We start from the raw sequence: 17314 nt of genomic DNA, 5'->3' as shown, positions 1-17314 counted from the left end.
ATCTGAGAAACGCGCGAAACGCGGGCGCATCACCCGGCCAGCGCTTTAACCACCGTCTCCATCGCTTCGGTTGTCAATTCGCTGCGCTTGATGCGCTGGTTCGCCAGCGCCGTGCGCAGCACACCCGCAATGACAATATGCTTCGGCTCCTGCCCTAAATCACGCATCTCAAGCACCACCTTACCGACCACCCGGCACATCTCCTGGTACAGCGCTTCATCTTTGGTCACGTTACCCATCGTCATCACTCCGTTGCCTTTTAAACGTTGAGCTTAAATGATTCTCCTGCCGGATACAAAAAAGAAGCCCGGCGAGGATCTCGCCGGGCTTCATCTGTAAAATCAGCTAATTAGTTATTAACCGGAATCACAGCCCCTTTGTATTTGGTGCGGATCCAGTCCTGAATCTCTTTGGAGTGCAGCACGTTCACCAGTGCGACGATGTCCTTCTTCTTCTCGTCACCGCGATGCACGGTAATGATGTTGGCGTACGGGTTATTTTCACCGCTCTCTACCGCAATCGGGTCGTGCACTGGGTCCAGACCAGCGTCAATCGCATAGTTGGCGTTAATCACTACCGCAGCGCCTTCATCGTTGTTGTACATCTGCGGCAGCAGAGAGGCTTCGACGTTAGGCGTGAACTGCAGCTTCTTCGGGTTCTCAACGATGTCGCTGATACGCGCCGTCACTTTATCGATGCCGGGCTTCAGCTTGATCACGCCCTCTTTTTCAAAGATGGAGAGAATACGGCCTTCTTCGGAAACGGCATCACGCATAATGATCTTACCGCCTTCCGGCAGGTCCTTCAGCGACTTGTACTTTTTGGAGTAGATACCGATTGGCTCAATGTGGATAGCACCCGCACTGACAAAATCGTAATCCTTATCGCCCGCGTGATCTTTCAGCACGCTGTTCAGGTAAGGAATATGCTGGAAATAGTTGGCGTCAATGTCATGACCCGCCAGCGCGGTGTTGGGCAGAATGTAGTCCTGGAACGGTTTAATCTCCAGGTCAATCCCCTGCTTAGCCAGAATCGGCTTTGCCTGCTCCAGAATTTCGGCGTGCGGGGTGTTGGATGCGCCCACAGTCAGCGTATCCGCCCAGGAGGCGAAGCTCAGGGCGCTCAGGGTGGCTGCGGCGATCAGTGTCAGTGTTTTTTTCATGATGTGGTTCCTGTGTGTATTTATTAGCGTTTATCTAACAGAGAAGTCATAGCGTCGCCGCAGAACTGGATAATGAAAACGATGATTAGAATGGTCACCGTTGCCACCAGCGTGACGTCACCATGGTTGCGCTGGAATCCTTCCAGATAAGCCAGATTTCCCAAACCGCCGGCGCCAATCACCCCCGCCATGGCGCTGTAACTCACCAGCGCAATCATCGTTACCGTTATCCCTGATACCAGTGCAGGTGATGATTCCGGCAGTAAAACCCGAAACACGAGCGTGCTCAGTCGTGCGCCCATTGAGCGCGTTGCTTCGATTACCCCTTTGTCCACTTCGCGCAGGGCAATCTCCACCAGGCGTGCGTAGAACGGCGCGGCCCCCACAATCAGGGCCGGCAGCGCCGCGTTGGCACCAAGAATGGTACCGACGATGGTCTTGGTGAACGGGATCAACAGGACGATCAGAATGATGAACGGTATTGAGCGAAACACGTTCACCACAATCGAAATCACGCTGTAGACCGTGCGGTTTTGAAACAGCCCGCCGCGCGCGGTTAAGAACAGCGCCAGGCCCAGCACGATCCCCAGCACAAAGGTCGCCACCCCGGAAAGCGCGGTCATGTACAGCGTCTCCTGCGTCGCCGCCCAGAGCTGATCCCATTTGAGGTGCGGGAAGAGATTCTCAGCCATGTTTAATGACCTCGCCTTCAATATCGCTTTGCTTCAGGTCGGCGAGGATATTGTTCAGTTGTTCATCAGATGCCACGACGTGGACCCAAAGCTGGCCGAAAACGCCGTGGGCGGTTTGCGTCATTTTCCCGTGCAGGATATTAAACGGCAGACCGTAGCGTAGGGTCAGCTCACCCACGACCGGCTTGTGCGTGCTGTGGCCGGTAAAGGTCAGACGGATGACCGTGCCCTCCAGATCGTTTGCCAGTTCGGTATTGAAGGTTTCTTCCTCGGCGTACTGACTTACCTGGCGGACAAACTGCTGCGTAATCGGCTGCTGCGGATGGGTGAATACACTCAGCACATCCCCCTCTTCCACCACCTTACCGTTTTCCATCACCGCCACGCGGTCGCAGATCTTGCGCACCACATGCATTTCGTGGGTGATCAGCACGATGGTCAGCTTGAAACGACGGTTGATATCCAGCAGCAGATCGAGGATCTGATCGGTGGTCTGCGGGTCGAGTGCGGACGTGGCTTCATCACACAGCAAAACGTCCGGGTTATTGGCCAGCGCGCGCGCAATCCCCACGCGCTGTTTTTGTCCGCCGCTTAGCTGTGACGGGTAGGCATTCTCACGCCCTTTCAGCCCCACCAGCGCCACCAGTTCCTCCACGCGAGCCTTGATTCTGGCTTTTGGCACACCGGCGATCTGCATGGAGAACGCGATATTCTCACTTACCGTGCGCGACCACAGCAGGTTGAAGTGCTGGAACACCATACTGATTTTCAGGCGGGCCTGACGCAGGGCTTCACCTTTTGCGGCGGAGATGTCCTGCCCGTTAATCGTGACGCTGCCAGCGCTGGGTTTCTCCAGACCGTTCAGCAGACGAATCAGCGTGCTTTTCCCGGCGCCGCTGTAGCCGATAATGCCGTAAACCTGTCCCTGCTCAATCGTCAAATTGACGTTATCAACGGCTGTGAGCGCCGCCTTACCGTTGTCAAAAACCTTCGAAATATTTCTGAGTACAATCATTCTAATTCATTATCCGATCCGCCAATGGCGGTTTAGAAGTATGGATGTCCAAACGATAGTAAACAGGCGTTATCAGTTTTTGAATGAACAAAAAAGCATGTGTTATAACTTTCAGTAATAAATAACGACGCTACACGGCGGGAAGTATTTAGATTGATTTCAGCAATGATTATCTGCCAGACGCATAACGCTTGACTGATATGCTAAAAAAACGGTCATTATTGCAGCATTTTATGCCGAGATAGCCATCCTCACTTCCAGACAACTTTACGTCTTGCTGTCCTGACATCCAAAAACAGCACTGATATTCCCGTCTGTTATAAAAAGCAGTGAAGTGTTCTTTATTGCGAAAATTTCACCGCCCTATCATCCCGTCATGACACCCAGAAAGGAAAACATCATGACGATTTACCACTCCGTCACCGAACTGATTGGCCGGACACCGCTGATCCAGCTGCATAAGCTTGATACCGGTCCCTGCTCGCTGTTTCTGAAGCTGGAGAACCAAAACCCCGGCGGCTCCATTAAAGATCGCGTGGCGTTGTCGATGATTAACGACGCGGAGCGTACCGGCCAGCTACGGCCGGGTGGCACGATTATTGAAGCAACGGCGGGGAATACCGGCCTCGGGCTGGCGCTGATCGCCGCCCAGAAAGGCTATACGCTTATCCTGGTGGTGCCGGACAAAATGAGCCGCGAGAAGATTTTCCACCTGCGCGCGCTGGGTGCCCAGGTGATACTGACCCGTTCCGACGTCAACAAGGGGCATCCGGCCTATTACCAGGATTACGCCCAGCGCCTGGCCGATGAGCTGCCCGGCGCGTTTTATATCGACCAGTTCAATAACGACGCTAACCCGCTGGCACATCGCACTACCACGGCACCGGAACTGTATGAGCAGCTTGACGGCAGAATTGACGCCATCGTGGTCGGCGTCGGCTCAGGCGGGACGCTGGGCGGCCTGCAGGCGTGGTTTGCCGAGCATTCTCCACATACGGAGTTTGTGCTGGCCGACCCGGCCGGGTCTGTGCTCGCCGATCAGGTCGAGACCGGTCGCTACCACGATGCAGGCGCCTGGCTGGTTGAGGGCATTGGCGAAGACTTTATTCCGCCGCTGGCCCACATTGAAGGCGTAAACCGCGCCTGGCGCATTACCGACCGCGAAGCGTTTGCCACCGCGCGTGAACTGCTGAAAACGGAAGGCATTCTGGCGGGCTCCTCCAGCGGCACTCTGCTGGCGGCGGCGCTGAAATATTGCCAGGCGCAAACCACGCCGAAACGCGTGGTGACCTTCGCCTGCGACAGCGGCAATAAATATCTCTCGAAGATGTTCAACGACGACTGGATGCGCCAGCAGGGGCTCATCACGCGCCCTCAGGCAGGCGATCTCTCTGACTACATTGCCCTGCGCCACGATGAAGGCGCTACCGTCACCGCCGCCCCGGATGACACGCTCTCCACCGTTCTGGCACGCATGCGCCTGTACGACATCTCCCAACTGCCGGTACTGGAAAACGGTCAGGTCGTCGGCATTATCGACGAGTGGGATCTGTTGCGGCATATCGGCGGTGAAGCTGACCGCTTCGCCCTTCCCGTGACAGAGGCCATGACGCGTCAGGTGGAATTTCTCGATAAACGCGCCCCGGAAAGCGCCCTGCACGCCATCTTCGACCGCGGTCTGGTGGCCGTCATTAATGACAACGACCGTTTTCTCGGTTTGATTACGCGCAGCGACGTGCTGACCGCGTGGCGCAACCGTCTTCAGCCATAAGGAACAGATGATGAAAAACCTGGCAACCCTGAGCGTCCACAGCGGCGCGTTCAATGATCAGCATGGCGCCGTTATGCCGCCGATTTACGCCACCTCGACGTTTGCGCAACCCTCTCCCGGGGAGCATACCGGCTATGAGTATTCCCGCAGCGGCAACCCGACGCGCCATGCGCTCGAAACCGCCATCGCCGAACTGGAAGGCGGAACGCGCGGCTACGCCTTTGCATCCGGCCTCGCCGCCATCTCCACCGTGCTTGAACTGCTGGATAAAGACAGCCATATTGTCGCCATTGATGACGTCTACGGCGGCACATATCGCCTGATTGAAAATGTCCGCAAACGCAGCACCGGTCTGCAGGTCAGCTGGGTTAAGCCGGACGATTTAGCCGGGCTTGAGGCGGCTATTCGCCCGGACACCCGCATGATCTGGGTTGAAACACCCACCAACCCGCTGCTGAAGCTGGCGGATTTAGCGGCTATCGCTGACATCGCCCGTCGTCATAACGTTATCAGCGTGGCGGATAACACCTTCGCATCGCCGGTCATTCACCGTCCGCTGGCGTCGGGTTTCGACATCGTGGTGCACTCAGCAACCAAATACCTTAACGGCCACTCTGACGTGGTGGCCGGGCTGGCGGTGGTGGGTGATAATCCGGCGCTGGCGGACGGGCTTGGCTACCTGCAGAACGCGGTTGGCGGCGTACTGGACCCGTTTAGCAGCTTCCTGACCCTGCGCGGTATTCGTACCCTTTCGCTGCGCATAGAGAAACACAGCAGCAACGCGCTGGCGATTGCGCAATGGCTGGAACAGCATCCGCTGGTTGAACGGGTCTTTTATCCCGGACTGGAGTCGCACCCGCAATATCAGCTTGCACGCACGCAGATGGCGCTGCCCGGCGGGATGATTTCTGTCGTGGTGAAAGGTGATGCGCAACGCGCCACAGAGGTGATTCGCAACCTGACGTTGTTCACCCTTGCGGAAAGCCTGGGCGGCGTGGAGAGTCTGGTGAGCCAGCCTTACAGCATGACGCACGCCTCGATTCCGCTGGCGCAACGGCTGGCAAACGGTATTGTGCCACAGCTGATTCGCCTGTCGGTGGGGATTGAAGATCCTAAAGACCTCATCGCCGACCTCAGTGAGGCGCTGCAAAAATAAGCAAAATGCGGCAGGTCAATCACCTGCCGCGATAAGTTGTCATCATGGCTTAACGCGTTGATAACAATATTATGTAAAACGGCATTGATTATTTCTGAAACACCGTTTCCATTTTCCTTTTATCTTAAAATCAGCGTATAATGCGCGCCAAATCCCTGGTGAATGGTTTCAGCGCTTGGAATACAAAAAACAACGTACAACTTCTCCTCTCCTTCGTTGGGCTGTCACTCAGGCACACTTTCTTCTGCACGCTCATTTGATGTCTCCTATCCTTAGTGCGTGTCATATACTCTTTTGCAACACAGGTTTGACTCTGCGGCGGTGCGCCCCCGGAGCGAGATTTCCATATCCTTCCCAACTTAAAGACTAAGACTGTCATGAAAAAGACGAAAATTGTTTGTACTATCGGCCCGAAAACCGAATCCGAAGAGATGCTGAGCAAAATGCTGGACGCCGGCATGAACGTGATGCGTCTGAACTTCTCTCACGGTGACTATGCAGAACACGGTCAGCGTATCCAGAACTTGCGCAACGTGATGAGCAAAACCGGTAAAAAAGCGGCTATCCTGCTCGACACCAAAGGTCCGGAAATCCGTACCATCAAACTGGAAGGCGGCAACGACGTCTCTCTGAAAGCAGGCCAGACGTTCACCTTCACCACGGACAAATCCGTTGTGGGTAACAGCGAAATCGTTGCGGTCACCTATGAAGGCTTCACCAGCGATCTGTCCGTCGGTAACACCGTCCTGGTCGACGATGGTCTGATCGGTATGGAAGTGACCGCGATTGAAGGTAACAAGGTTATCTGTAAAGTGCTGAACAACGGCGACCTGGGCGAAAACAAAGGCGTTAACCTGCCGGGCGTTTCTATCGCGCTGCCAGCACTGGCTGAAAAAGACAAGCAAGACCTGATCTTCGGCTGCGAACAAGGCGTTGACTTCGTTGCAGCGTCCTTCATCCGTAAGCGTTCTGACGTGGTCGAAATTCGCGAGCACCTGAAAGCGCACGGCGGCGAGAAGATCCAGATCATCTCCAAAATCGAAAACCAGGAAGGCCTGAACAACTTCGACGAAATCCTCGAAGCGTCTGACGGCATCATGGTTGCACGTGGCGACCTGGGCGTTGAAATCCCGGTTGAAGAAGTGATCTTCGCGCAGAAGATGATGATCGAAAAATGTGTTCGCGCGCGTAAAGTGGTTATTACCGCGACGCAGATGCTGGACTCTATGATCAAAAACCCACGCCCAACCCGCGCTGAAGCAGGCGACGTGGCTAACGCCATCCTCGACGGTACCGATGCTGTTATGCTGTCCGGCGAATCCGCAAAAGGGAAATATCCTCTGGAAGCGGTTGGCATTATGGCGACCATCTGTGAACGTACTGACCGCGTGATGACCAGCCGTCTGGACTTCAATAACGACAGCCGCAAGCTGCGCATCACCGAAGCCGTTTGCCGCGGTGCGGTAGAAACTGCTGAGAAACTGGAAGCGCCACTGATTGTGGTTGCGACCCAGGGCGGTAAATCTGCGCGTGCAGTGCGTAAATACTTCCCGGATGCCACTATCCTGGCCCTGACCACCAACGAAACCACCGCGCGTCAGCTGGTGCTGAGCAAAGGCGTCGTTGCACATCTGGTTAAAGAGATTGCCTCTACTGACGATTTCTACATTCAGGGTAAAGCCATGGCTCTGGAAAGCGGTCTGGCACAGAAAGGCGACGTTGTGGTTATGGTTTCTGGTGCGCTGGTACCAAGCGGAACGACCAATACTGCATCCGTTCACGTGCTGTAATAATTCACGAACGAATTAATTTTGATAAAAAGCGCCCAATGGGCGCTTTTTTTATTCCAGTCATTAGCCAAACTCATTCAAAAAGCAAATCGGGTTTTTCTATTTAATTGCGAATTATCTAAGATGAATCCGATGAAAAATGCCTTTTTTTACATAGCTTTTTACTCAAAAAGGGCCGATTCGATGCTTCTTTGAGCGAACGATCAAAAATAGGCGTATTCCCATCAAAAAAATATTCTCAACCCAAAAAACTTTGTGTAATACTTGTAACGCTACATGGAGATTAACTCAATCTAGAGGGTATTAATAATGAATCGTACTAAACTGGTACTGGGCGCGGTAATCCTGGGTTCTACTCTGCTGGCTGGTTGCTCCAGCAACGCTAAAATCGATCAGCTGTCTTCTGACGTTCAGACTCTGAACGCTAAAGTTGACCAGCTGAGCAACGACGTGAACGCAATGCGTTCCGACGTTCAGGCTGCTAAAGACGACGCAGCTCGCGCTAACCAGCGTCTGGACAACCAGGCTACTAAATACCGTAAGTAATAGTACCTGTTAATAAAATGGCGCACATTGTGCGCCATTTTTTTTGCCTGCGTCAAACGGCTCTACTGCGTCATCTTCTCCCCTGCCTCTTCCGCTACCGCCGCGGACACACGACTGTTCTGCACTGACAATACGCTGTTACTGGCCGACGGGCCGCTTCCCGCAGAAACCACAACCGGGATCCCCGCACGGCGCGCCAGGGCTTTATCGATCAGCGCCTTATCGCTTCCGGACTGTGAAACAAAGGTCGCAAAGTCGGCGGAGTGCGTAATGGGCGAAATCTGTGGGTTTTCACCTTCCACCTGCGCCAGCGGACGATGGACCTCAATATAGCGTTTACCATCCGGCTCGACCGCGAATTTCACTGGCTCATTGATGATTTGTACCCGGGTACCAACCCGTACCTGTTCGAACAGGGCTTTAATATCCGGGGCGTTCATTCGCATACAGCCGGAACTGACGCGCAAGCCAACGCTGTCTGGCGCACTGGTTCCGTGGATAAGATATTCCCCATTACCAATACCCAAACGCAGGGCATAGCGTCCCAGCGGGTTATTTGGCCCTGCGGGAACCACAGGAGGCAGTTTAATTCCCTGCGCAAGTGAACGGGCTCTGATACCGGCCGTCGGCGTCCAGGTTGGGTTCGAGATTTTTTGACTGACGCGGGTCGTGCTCACCGGTGTTTCCAGCCCCAGTTGCCCGATGCCAAGTGGGAAAACCTGGACAATGTTCTCTCCCGGCGGGAAATAGTAAAGCCGCAGCTCAGCGAGGTTCACAACAATGCCCTCGCGCGGCGTGTCGGGTAGCAGCATCTGCGACGGGATTGTGATAACGGTTCCCGGTGCAGGGTTTACCGGCGCAATCGTATTGTTCGTTTCGAGGATCACCTGTGCCGCGGTATTAAACCGGCGGGCGATGGTCTGCAGCTTATTATCCCCTTCCTGTATGGTGTAGGTTTGATTTTGCCCAATCAGGCGACTGCCTGCGGGCGGCAACGGATAGTCCATCGCGCGGGCCGAATTAAGTGCACCGAGCGAACTGAGGAGTAATAGAGTTATGAGAGACGCGCGCTTCATGCTGAGATTCCTTATTCACTGGCAGAATGCCAGAAAGCTGAAAAACCAGCGAGGCGGGAACCACCTCGCGAAACAGAATGAATGCTGTTCTGTAAGTCTAGCTAAGGATTGCCGCTTTGGCGCGAATGGCGCGAATCATCGCTTCCAGTCCCTGGGAACGAGACGGGGTGAGGTGTTGGGTGAGGGCCATTTTTTCAAACCACGGGCGGACGTCGAAGGCGACAATATCCTGCGCTGACATCTGGTGATAAAGAATAAAGACCACCGCAATCAGCCCTTTTACGATTGCCGCATCGCTGTCACCCTGCAGGGTTATCGTGCCATCGTCAGACTGCGCCATCACAATCCACACCTGGCTTTGACAGCCCTGAATACTGTTCTCCGGGGTATGCGCCTCTTCGCTAAGCGGCGGCAGACGCTGCCCCAGCTCAATAATGTAGAGGTATTTCTCTTCCCAGTTTGCGCAACGCCCAAAGTTGCGCAGCAATTTCTCTTTATCCGGCAGTTCTGCCATCGTTCGCCTCTTTGTCAGCCCAGCAACTGGTGAATGCGTTTTAGCCCCGCCACCAGCCTGTCGACCTCTTCCATTGTGTTATACATCACCAGCGATGCGCGGCACATTGCCGGAACCTGGTAAAAGGCCATGAGCGGCATGGCGCAGTGGTGCCCGGTGCGCACGGCCACGCCGTAATTGTCGAGGAAGCTGCCCACGTCATAGGCGTGGTGTTGTCCCAGATTAAAGGCAATCACACCCTGTCGGTCAGCCGGCCCGTACAAGGTCAGGTCCGGCACGCTGGCCAGCTCCTGCAGCGCGTAATGCATCAGCAGCTGTTCGTACTCGTGAATGGCATCAAGACCAATTCCGGAAACGTAAGACACCGCCGCCCCCAGCCCGATGATCCCACCGGTGTTGGGCGTGCCCGCCTCAAAACGCCACGGCGCACGGGCGTAGGTGGTCCCTTCCGAGAGGCTAACGGTAGCGATCATTGACCCGCCCCCCTCCCACGGCGGCATCGCCTGCAGGATGTCCTCTTTCACATATAGCACGCCGATACCGGTTGGGCCATAAAGCTTGTGTCCAGAGAACACGTAGAAGTCGCAGTCCAGCGCCTGGACATCCACCGCGTGGTGCATTACCGCCTGTGCACCGTCAATCAGCACTTTCGCCCCAGCCTGATGGGCCTTATCGACAATCTCCGCAACCGGGTTTTCAGTACCCAGAACGTTAGAGACCTGGGTGACCGCCACGAGCCGCGTTTTATCGTCCAGCAAGGCGTCAAGCTGCTCAAGCTGTAACGTTCCGTCCAGGTTCAACGGGATGACGCGTAATTGCGCGCCAACGCGCTCACACAGCATTTGCCACGGTACGATATTGGCGTGGTGCTCCATCTGGGTAATGATGATGTTATCCCCGGCATGCACCTGAGCGTTACCCCAACTGTTGGCGACGAGGTTAATCCCCTCGGTGGTGCCTCGCACAAACACCAGCTCTTCCGGCGATCGCGCATTGAGGAAGGCAGCCACCTGCGTGCGCACGTTCTCCATGCGCTGGGTGGCTTCCGCGCTCAGGGTATGGATCCCCCGATGTACAGCTGCATAACCGTGGCGGTAGAACTCGGCTTCCGCATCCACCACCTGATTCGGTTTCTGCGCGCTGGCCGCGCTGTCGAGATAAGCCAGCGGCAGACCGTTCACTTCACGGGTCAGAACCGGGAAATCTGCCCGTACTTTCTCTACGGGAAAACTCATGCTTCGCCTCCGGGCAGACGCTGACCAATACGGGCCAACACCTGCTGCTTCAGTACGCCATCATGCAGCGCTTCCGTAAGCTCCGCCGCAAAGGCATAGATAATCATTTTCTGCGCCGCCTGCTGGTCGATACCGCGGGAACGCAGGTAGAACATCTGTTCGTCGTCGATCCGCCCGACCGTGGCGCCGTGGCTGCATTTTACGTCGTCGGCGTAAATCTCCAGCTGCGGCTTCGTGTCGACCTCCGCCAGGCGTCCCAGCAGGAGATTGTTGTTGGTCATCTGCCCGTCAGTCTTGATGGCGTGTTGCGCGACGTTAATCAGACCATTAAATACCGCGCGTCCTTTATCGCTGACGATGGTTTTGTGCAGCTGGCGGCTGTTGCAGTAACCTTTGTTGTGCTCAAGCCACGTGCGCGTATCGCACACTTCTGATTTGACCGGCATCGCCAGGCTGTTGATACGCAGCGTGGTATTTTCACCGTTAAGCTGGGTACTGGTGTTATGGCGCAGCACCGCACCGCCGAGCAGGAAGCTATGGCTGTACGCCGCGGCATCCGGTCCCAGCAGGATATCGTTATGCGCGAAGTGGTGGCTATGGGGGTTCTCAAACGCCAGCTTAATGTGGTGGAGCTGCGCATTGGCGGCAACGTTCATCGTCAGACGCGACCCGGTAAAGTGGCGGGCGTCATTGAGACTCACGTAATGCTCAATCACCGTCGCGTCGGCCCCTTCGGCCAGTTCAAGATGGTGGCGATAGTGGGCGGTGTTGATTTCATCGCCCTCTACGCCCTGGGTGATATGCATCAGAAGCAACGGCCTGGCCGGACGCTGGTTACGCTTAACCTGGATATGCGTCACGCTGCGGGCGAGGCTCTCGGTCAAATGCAGGAATACCTCCGGCTGAACCGGGGCGCCCAGACTCTGGCGTTCGTCGTTAATCACAATCCTGTAACCGCTCTCCCGGGTGTCATCGCTCAGTTCAGGGTGATAAACGCCGTCGACAAAGACCAGCCGTACCGCATCCACGGTCAGCGCCAGGGCATCTCGTCGCTCCGGACCGATCGCCGCCGGACGCGCCACAAACTCGCCGCTCAGCAGGCCATCGAGCGGGGTATATTTCCAGTTTTCATGTTTACGCGTCGGCAGGCCGAGGCGCAGCATCTGCTGCAGGTGCTGCTGCGCCAGCTCAGAGCGATTCCCCTGCGCCTCAAACAGCCGGTGCCACTGCTGGAGAGCATTAATGCTGTTCGGTAAGCCAGCCATAACCCTGCTCCTCCAGTTGTTTAACCAGCGTGAAATCACCGGATTTCACAATGCGTCCCTGGTAAAGCACGTGGACGTAATCCGGCTTGATGTAGTCGAGAATACGCTGGTAGTGAGTGACGATGATGAACGAACGCTTGCCGTCACGCAGGGCGTTCACCCCGTCAGCGACAATCTTTAGGGCGTCGATATCCAGACCGGAGTCGGTCTCATCCAGAATGCACAGCTGTGGCTCCAGCACCGCCATCTGCAGAATATCGTTACGCTTTTTCTCGCCACCGGAAAAACCAACGTTGACCGAACGGGTCAGCAGGTCTTCCGGCATTTTCAGCAGTTTGATCTTCTCTTCCATCAGATCCTGGAAGTCGAAGCGATCCAGGGCCTCCAGTCCGCGGTACTTGCGCACCGCATTCAGCGCCGTCTGAAGGAAGAACTGGTTGCTGACGCCCGGAATTTCGACCGGATACTGGAAGGCCATGAAGATACCTTCACCCGCGCGATCTTCCGGCGACATCTCCAGCAGATCTTTGCCGTTAAATTCGACCGAGCCGTGCGTCACTTCGTAATCTTCACGTCCCGCCAGCGTCGCTGAAAGCGTACTTTTCCCGGAGCCGTTAGGCCCCATGATGGCGTGAACTTCACCCGGCTTGACGTCAAAATTGAGGCCACGCAGGATCGCTTTATCTTCCACGCTAACCTGTAACTCTTTAATACGTAACATGTGCTTTCCCTTAACCGACGCTGTGTTCAAGACTGATGGCGAGGAGTTTTTGTGCTTCAACGGCGAATTCCAGCGGCAGTTCAGAGAACACGTCCTTACAGAAGCCGTTCACAATCATCGAAATGGCATCTTCTTCACTGATTCCGCGCTGCAGGCAGTAGAAGAGCTGATCTTCCCCAATACGCGACGTCGTCGCCTCATGTTCCAGCTGTGCTGAATTATTACGGCACTCGACGTACGGGAAGGTATGCGCTCCGCAGTCGGCCCCGATAAGCATCGAGTCACACTGGGTGAAGTTACGGGCGTTGGTCGCCGTTGGCATGATTTTCACCAGCCCGCGATAGCTGTTCTGGCTGTGCCCGGCGGAGATCCCTTTCGAGATGATGGTTGATTTGGTGTTTTTACCGATGTGGATCATCTTGGTGCCGGTATCGGCCTGCTGATGACCGCTGGTCAGCGCCACAGAATAAAACTCACCGATGGAGTTATCCCCGCGCAGAATACAGCTCGGGTACTTCCAGGTAATGGCTGAGCCGGTTTCCGACTGCGTCCAGGACATTTTGCTGTTTTCACCTTCACACAGCGCACGCTTGGTGACGAAGTTCAGGATCCCACCGGTATTGCCGTCGCCGGGGAACCAGTTCTGCACCGTTGAGTATTTGACCTCAGCGTCTTTGTGAATAATGACTTCAACGACCGCCGCGTGCAGCTGATAGCTGTCGCGCACCGGGGCGGAGCACCCTTCGATATAGCTGACGTAGCTGCCTTCATCCGCCACCAGAATAGTGCGTTCGAACTGGCCGGTTTTTTCGGCGTTAATGCGGAAATAGGTGGAGAGCTCCATCGGACAGCGCACGCCTTTCGGCACGTAGATAAAGGTCCCGTCCGACGCCACCGCCGCGTTGAGCGCGGCGAAGAAATTATCGTTACTCGGTACCACGGTGCCGATGTACTTTTTCACCAGCTCGGGATGATCATGAATCGCTTCGCCAAAGGAGCAGAAAATAATCCCCTGCTCCGCCAGCTTTTCACGATAGGTGGTCGCCACCGAAACGGAGTCAAAAATAGCGTCTACGGCGACCTCTTTCCCCTCGCGCACGGGGACGCCGAGCTGATTGAACGCCTCTTCCACCTCTTTACTGAGGAAGCTGTTCTCCGCACCGGTCTGCTGTACTGCACCGGGCTGCGAAGCACACGTATCATCGCAGCTGCCGCAGGATGGCGCAGAGTAGTAGCTGTAATCCTGATAATTCAGCTTGTCATAATGGGCTTTCAGCCAGTGCGGTTCTTCCATCTCCAGCCAGGCACGGTAAGCGCTCAGGCGGAATTCCAGCATCCACTCGGGTTCGTTGCGTTTGGCCGAGATGGCGCGCACGACATCTTCGTTGATGCCTTTCGCCAGCTCATCGGTCTGCAGCTGCGTGAAGAACCCTTCTTTATAATTAAGGTGCCCGCCGCTCCAGGTATTTACATCACTCGTTGCTTCAGTATTACGAGACATAGTACCGCCTATACCCCAAAGCTTTCGCCGCAGCCGCATTCGTTCTGGGCTTTCGGGTTATGAAATTTGAATAACTGGTTTAAACCTTCCCGTACATAATCCACTTCCGTGCCGTCGATAAACGGCATGGCCTGCAGCGCGACGTACAGCTTCGCACCGTCGGTTTCAAAGACCAGATCATCTTTTTCGGGTTCGGTGACAGTATCCAGCACGTAGCCAAAGCCCGCGCAGCCGGTCTGCTTAACGCCTAAACGTACGCCGAGGATCTCGGGCTTTTTCGCCACCAGTTCGTGGATATGCGCTGCCGCCGCAGGCGTGAGCGTCAAACCACGCCAGGCAAAATCGGCAGGATTGAAGGTTTCTGAATGCAGTTCCATAGGTCCACCTCATCTGATTAGCCATCAGGGCATAACACCATGTTAGTGATAACGATTATCACTTCAACCCTCTGTCAGCAGGGGCATTCGGCTAAACCGCCCTTTTTGTCTACTTTTATTAAGCATAGACCCTGTCTGAAGATGCGGGCGGGATGGATGTAATTGTTCAATACTTTGAAAAATAATGGCTTATTTAATCAGCGAGAAAGCGCAAAACGAGGACGTAAAATATGCATCGGAAATGCCTATTTTTAAGATAGCTTTTGCTCTGGAAAGGAGAAAAAACAAAAAAAAAGGCCGCAAGGCCTCAGATAATCAGTGGTGAAATGAAACGCTAAATCCCTGCTCACGCCAGTGATCGAGCTGTTCCTGTTGACGGGGCGTTGGCGATGTTCCCGTCCAGACGAAGATTTTTTGCCCGGGGAACAGTTCAGGACGCGGCGAATCAATGGGTTCCGCCAGCACGTCAATATGCCAGCCTTTCTGGGCTAAACGCGCGGCTTCAAGCCAAAGATGTGTACGGTCATCGCATTCCCAGCCAATCAGCAGTGCGTCTTTACCCGCTTTCTTGCGCGATTCCGCGAGGCTTGCAATCGCAAATTCAATCAGGACACCGTCAAACAGACTCGCCATATGGCGTACGGTGTTTTGATCCTGATTCATTCGCTGACGGACGGGTGAAATGATGTTATCGATCAGCGCATCCATCGCGTGATCGCGGCGGAATTCACCGATTTTGGCGCGCAGCTTTGCCGGGCTGGCGTAACGCAGAACGGTCATCATCTCTTCCTGGAAAGAAGCCCAGTTACCCTGAGTCATCACTTCCTTATTTTCCAGCAAGGATTTTACTTTTCCGACCGAAACGCCGCTTTTCATCAGGCGCTTGATCTCTTCGATACGCAGGATATCTTCGTCGTCAAACTGACGATGACCCCCTTCGCTGCGCTGCGGCTTCAACAATCCATAACGGCGCTGCCAGGCACGCAGCGTAACGGGGTTGATACCGCATCGTTCGGCCACTTCGCCGATACTGTAATAGGCCATTAACTCCCTCACGCTCAGAACTTCCATACCTAACTACACCAACCTTATCAGATTGTACAACCCATTTGTAGAATTCAGACCTCATTTTGCACGGGTGAATGGCCTGCAAGGCCATCCAGCTGTTAATACATTGTTGTACAAATCTTGCCTGCCGTACAGTCAAGTCTGCAGGTTTTTGTACAGCTTCGTCAGAAATCGTATTTTTTCTCTGGCCATGCGATAGCCGGGATACCGCCGTGTCGGGGGCTGGCAAAAAGATGCCCCTGGAACTGAGAAATGCCCGCAGACTCCAGCCACATCCACTCTTCCGCCTTCTCCACGCCCACCGCGCAAAATTGTATTTCCAGTGAGGCACAGCATTTGATTATCGCCTGAATAATGGCCTGCCGTGGGCCACTTTTATGCACGTTCGCGACCAGATCGCGATTAATCTTAATTCTGTCCGGCTGGAATTGCGCCAGGAGCTGCAACCCGGCAAAACCGGCACCGAAGTGATCGATGGTTACGCTGATACCCGCACTTTTTAGCTGTCTGACCGAATGCGTAAACTCATCGAAACGGGAAATGGCTTCACTTTCGGTAAACTCCACCACAATTTGCTCCGGCACAAAGCCATTTGCATCAATAGCGGTGAGCAGAAAGTCCACGGCATTGGGCACGTTGACCAGCGTCATAGGCAGCAGGTTGATGGATAAAGTCTGATCCTGTAACCCCAGCGCGCTGGCCATGGAGAGAGCCACCTGTTTGCTTTGCAAATCAGAAGCATGCACTTCTTCACGCGTGCGATTGGCGAAATACGCTCCCGGTGAGTCACCGGATGGAGTGCGCAGAAGCGCTTCCCAGGAGACAACCTGCTGCATGAAAGGATCGACGATAGGCTGAAACGCAAAGCTACAGTCCGCCCCTTTTGCCACGACTTCAGGCTGCGCAGATAAGCGCGTTTCTTCCGGGACGAAATCCCAGGAATCCGCAGGCGGCAGCTCAAAATAGTTGGCTTTCTCTGTGGCCTCGACAAAGGTGCGGAAAAACTGCAGCGCACGGTCGTTGTAGGTCAGCTGGTAGCGGGTTGTGCCTTTATCAAGCACCTGCTGGAGCACCTCTTCCCTGTCGTACTGGCGCAAATCAAAGAGTTCCATACCCGCTTTACCGAAACGCCGTGAAGGCCCGTGATCGCGCATCAGCTCGACCACATTATGGTGGCGCGTATCAGAGCAGATCTGTTCGTAGATGGACGTTACGTTTTCCGCAGGCCCTTCAAGCAATTGAAAAAAATGTGTGCCGTTGAACAGCAAGATCCCCGTGACGCTGGATTGCCGGTTTTTACTATTTGCAGCAGCGACCATATTTTCCAGCGCTTTCACTGGCACGTCCTCGCAGAGGTGACTGCGGTAAATGATGGTTGTAAGCATGCGAGTCCTGGGGGGTTAAGGTTTGACCACAAAAACATGT

18 protein-coding genes are annotated in these 17314 nt (G+C 54.8%); 5 read left to right on the top strand and 13 right to left on the bottom strand.

From position 1 onward, the window contains the following. Positions 1-29: 29 nt before the first annotated feature. The 4 genes from fumD to L3068_RS09410 all read right to left on the bottom strand — a co-directional run bounded on the left by fumD (position 30) and on the right by L3068_RS09410 (position 2869). Positions 30-239, bottom strand: a complete 210-nt coding sequence (gene fumD / locus L3068_RS09425; protein ID WP_014883541.1) for a fumarate hydratase FumD — start codon at positions 237-239, stop codon at positions 30-32. A gap of 110 nt (positions 240-349) precedes the next feature. Next, on the bottom strand, positions 350-1162 hold the full coding sequence (locus L3068_RS09420; RefSeq protein ID WP_003857677.1) for a MetQ/NlpA family ABC transporter substrate-binding protein: 813 nt from the start codon (positions 1160-1162) through the stop codon (positions 350-352). 23 nt (positions 1163-1185) lie between these two features. After that, positions 1186-1854 carry a methionine ABC transporter permease gene (locus tag L3068_RS09415; protein WP_117581524.1) on the bottom strand — a complete coding sequence of 223 codons (669 nt, stop codon included), beginning with the start codon at positions 1852-1854 and terminating at the stop codon, positions 1186-1188. Further along, positions 1847-2869 carry a methionine ABC transporter ATP-binding protein gene (locus L3068_RS09410; RefSeq protein ID WP_117581526.1) on the bottom strand — a complete coding sequence of 341 codons (1023 nt, stop codon included), beginning with the start codon at positions 2867-2869 and terminating at the stop codon, positions 1847-1849. Before L3068_RS09410 ends, L3068_RS09415 begins: the two co-directional genes overlap by 8 nt. Before the next feature lie 400 nt (positions 2870-3269). Here L3068_RS09410 and L3068_RS09405 point away from each other — a divergent pair, with 400 nt between their 5' ends. The 5 genes from L3068_RS09405 to lpp all read left to right on the top strand — a co-directional run bounded on the left by L3068_RS09405 (position 3270) and on the right by lpp (position 8132). Continuing rightward, positions 3270-4640, top strand: a complete 1371-nt coding sequence (locus tag L3068_RS09405) for a pyridoxal-phosphate dependent enzyme (RefSeq protein WP_047344131.1) — start codon at positions 3270-3272, stop codon at positions 4638-4640. Between the two features lie 10 nt (positions 4641-4650). Further along, positions 4651-5796, top strand: a complete 1146-nt coding sequence (locus L3068_RS09400; protein ID WP_214602798.1) for a trans-sulfuration enzyme family protein — start codon at positions 4651-4653, stop codon at positions 5794-5796. A gap of 175 nt (positions 5797-5971) precedes the next feature. After that, positions 5972-6166 carry a protein YnhH gene (gene ynhH, locus L3068_RS25390; RefSeq protein ID WP_418251742.1) on the top strand — a complete coding sequence of 65 codons (195 nt, stop codon included), beginning with the start codon at positions 5972-5974 and terminating at the stop codon, positions 6164-6166. 7 nt (positions 6167-6173) lie between these two features. Continuing rightward, entirely contained in the window at positions 6174-7586 is a 1413-nt protein-coding gene (pykF, locus tag L3068_RS09395; protein WP_014883536.1) for a pyruvate kinase PykF, read from the top strand. Between the two features lie 309 nt (positions 7587-7895). Continuing rightward, on the top strand, positions 7896-8132 hold the full coding sequence (gene lpp / locus L3068_RS09390) for a murein lipoprotein Lpp (RefSeq protein WP_001082307.1): 237 nt from the start codon (positions 7896-7898) through the stop codon (positions 8130-8132). Positions 8133-8194: 62 nt separating this feature from the next. On the opposite strand, the gene ldtE is transcribed toward lpp, so the two are convergent. The 9 genes from ldtE to L3068_RS09345 all read right to left on the bottom strand — a co-directional run bounded on the left by ldtE (position 8195) and on the right by L3068_RS09345 (position 17274). Continuing rightward, complete coding sequence (ldtE, locus tag L3068_RS09385) at positions 8195-9208, bottom strand: L,D-transpeptidase LdtE (protein ID WP_117581528.1); 1014 nt, start codon at positions 9206-9208, stop codon at positions 8195-8197. 97 nt (positions 9209-9305) lie between these two features. Next, entirely contained in the window at positions 9306-9722 is a 417-nt protein-coding gene (sufE, locus tag L3068_RS09380) for a cysteine desulfuration protein SufE (RefSeq protein ID WP_014883534.1), read from the bottom strand. Positions 9723-9736: 14 nt separating this feature from the next. Beyond that, a complete protein-coding gene (gene sufS, locus L3068_RS09375) occupies positions 9737-10957 on the bottom strand; it encodes a cysteine desulfurase SufS (RefSeq protein ID WP_045135082.1) in 1221 nt (406 codons plus the stop codon). Then, positions 10954-12222: a Fe-S cluster assembly protein SufD gene (gene sufD / locus L3068_RS09370; protein ID WP_117581532.1), complete on the bottom strand. Its 1269-nt coding sequence runs from the start codon at positions 12220-12222 to the stop codon at positions 10954-10956. Before sufD ends, sufS begins: the two co-directional genes overlap by 4 nt. After that, a complete protein-coding gene (gene sufC, locus L3068_RS09365; RefSeq protein WP_117581535.1) occupies positions 12197-12943 on the bottom strand; it encodes a Fe-S cluster assembly ATPase SufC in 747 nt (248 codons plus the stop codon). Before sufC ends, sufD begins: the two co-directional genes overlap by 26 nt. 10 nt (positions 12944-12953) lie before the next feature. Continuing rightward, a complete protein-coding gene (gene sufB / locus L3068_RS09360) occupies positions 12954-14444 on the bottom strand; it encodes a Fe-S cluster assembly protein SufB (protein WP_014883530.1) in 1491 nt (496 codons plus the stop codon). Positions 14445-14452: 8 nt separating this feature from the next. After that, positions 14453-14821 (bottom strand): Fe-S cluster assembly scaffold SufA, encoded by a 369-nt coding sequence (sufA, locus tag L3068_RS09355; RefSeq protein WP_008500631.1) that lies wholly within the window; start codon positions 14819-14821, stop codon positions 14453-14455. Positions 14822-15136: 315 nt separating this feature from the next. Further along, positions 15137-15865, bottom strand: a complete 729-nt coding sequence (locus tag L3068_RS09350) for a MerR family transcriptional regulator (protein WP_014883529.1) — start codon at positions 15863-15865, stop codon at positions 15137-15139. A gap of 188 nt (positions 15866-16053) precedes the next feature. Beyond that, positions 16054-17274 (bottom strand): diguanylate phosphodiesterase, encoded by a 1221-nt coding sequence (locus L3068_RS09345; protein WP_214602796.1) that lies wholly within the window; start codon positions 17272-17274, stop codon positions 16054-16056. Positions 17275-17314: the final 40 nt, after the last annotated feature.

Source organism: Enterobacter cloacae complex sp. ECL414 (assembly GCF_021869685.1).
GTDB classification, from domain to species: domain Bacteria; phylum Pseudomonadota; class Gammaproteobacteria; order Enterobacterales; family Enterobacteriaceae; genus Enterobacter; species Enterobacter kobei.
Note: the sequence above shows the minus strand (reverse complement) of the source record. Positions and strands in the feature narration are given on the sequence as shown.

What these genes read in the sequence shown, in the direction of transcription:
- fumD (WP_014883541.1), bottom strand. Translation starts at nt 239, where the DNA reads ATGGGTAACGTGACCAAAGATGAAGCGCTGTACCAGGAGATGTGCCGG.
- L3068_RS09420 (WP_003857677.1), bottom strand. Translation starts at nt 1,162, where the DNA reads ATGAAAAAAACACTGACACTGATCGCCGCAGCCACCCTGAGCGCCCTG.
- L3068_RS09415 (WP_117581524.1), bottom strand. Translation starts at nt 1,854, where the DNA reads ATGGCTGAGAATCTCTTCCCGCACCTCAAATGGGATCAGCTCTGGGCG.
- L3068_RS09410 (WP_117581526.1), bottom strand. Translation starts at nt 2,869, where the DNA reads ATGATTGTACTCAGAAATATTTCGAAGGTTTTTGACAACGGTAAGGCG.
- L3068_RS09405 (WP_047344131.1), top strand. Translation starts at nt 3,270, where the DNA reads ATGACGATTTACCACTCCGTCACCGAACTGATTGGCCGGACACCGCTG.
- L3068_RS09400 (WP_214602798.1), top strand. Translation starts at nt 4,651, where the DNA reads ATGAAAAACCTGGCAACCCTGAGCGTCCACAGCGGCGCGTTCAATGAT.
- pykF (WP_014883536.1), top strand. Translation starts at nt 6,174, where the DNA reads ATGAAAAAGACGAAAATTGTTTGTACTATCGGCCCGAAAACCGAATCC.
- lpp (WP_001082307.1), top strand. Translation starts at nt 7,896, where the DNA reads ATGAATCGTACTAAACTGGTACTGGGCGCGGTAATCCTGGGTTCTACT.
- ldtE (WP_117581528.1), bottom strand. Translation starts at nt 9,208, where the DNA reads ATGAAGCGCGCGTCTCTCATAACTCTATTACTCCTCAGTTCGCTCGGT.
- sufE (WP_014883534.1), bottom strand. Translation starts at nt 9,722, where the DNA reads ATGGCAGAACTGCCGGATAAAGAGAAATTGCTGCGCAACTTTGGGCGT.
- sufS (WP_045135082.1), bottom strand. Translation starts at nt 10,957, where the DNA reads ATGAGTTTTCCCGTAGAGAAAGTACGGGCAGATTTCCCGGTTCTGACC.
- sufD (WP_117581532.1), bottom strand. Translation starts at nt 12,222, where the DNA reads ATGGCTGGCTTACCGAACAGCATTAATGCTCTCCAGCAGTGGCACCGG.
- sufC (WP_117581535.1), bottom strand. Translation starts at nt 12,943, where the DNA reads ATGTTACGTATTAAAGAGTTACAGGTTAGCGTGGAAGATAAAGCGATC.
- sufB (WP_014883530.1), bottom strand. Translation starts at nt 14,444, where the DNA reads ATGTCTCGTAATACTGAAGCAACGAGTGATGTAAATACCTGGAGCGGC.
- sufA (WP_008500631.1), bottom strand. Translation starts at nt 14,821, where the DNA reads ATGGAACTGCATTCAGAAACCTTCAATCCTGCCGATTTTGCCTGGCGT.
- L3068_RS09350 (WP_014883529.1), bottom strand. Translation starts at nt 15,865, where the DNA reads ATGGCCTATTACAGTATCGGCGAAGTGGCCGAACGATGCGGTATCAAC.
- L3068_RS09345 (WP_214602796.1), bottom strand. Translation starts at nt 17,274, where the DNA reads ATGCTTACAACCATCATTTACCGCAGTCACCTCTGCGAGGACGTGCCA.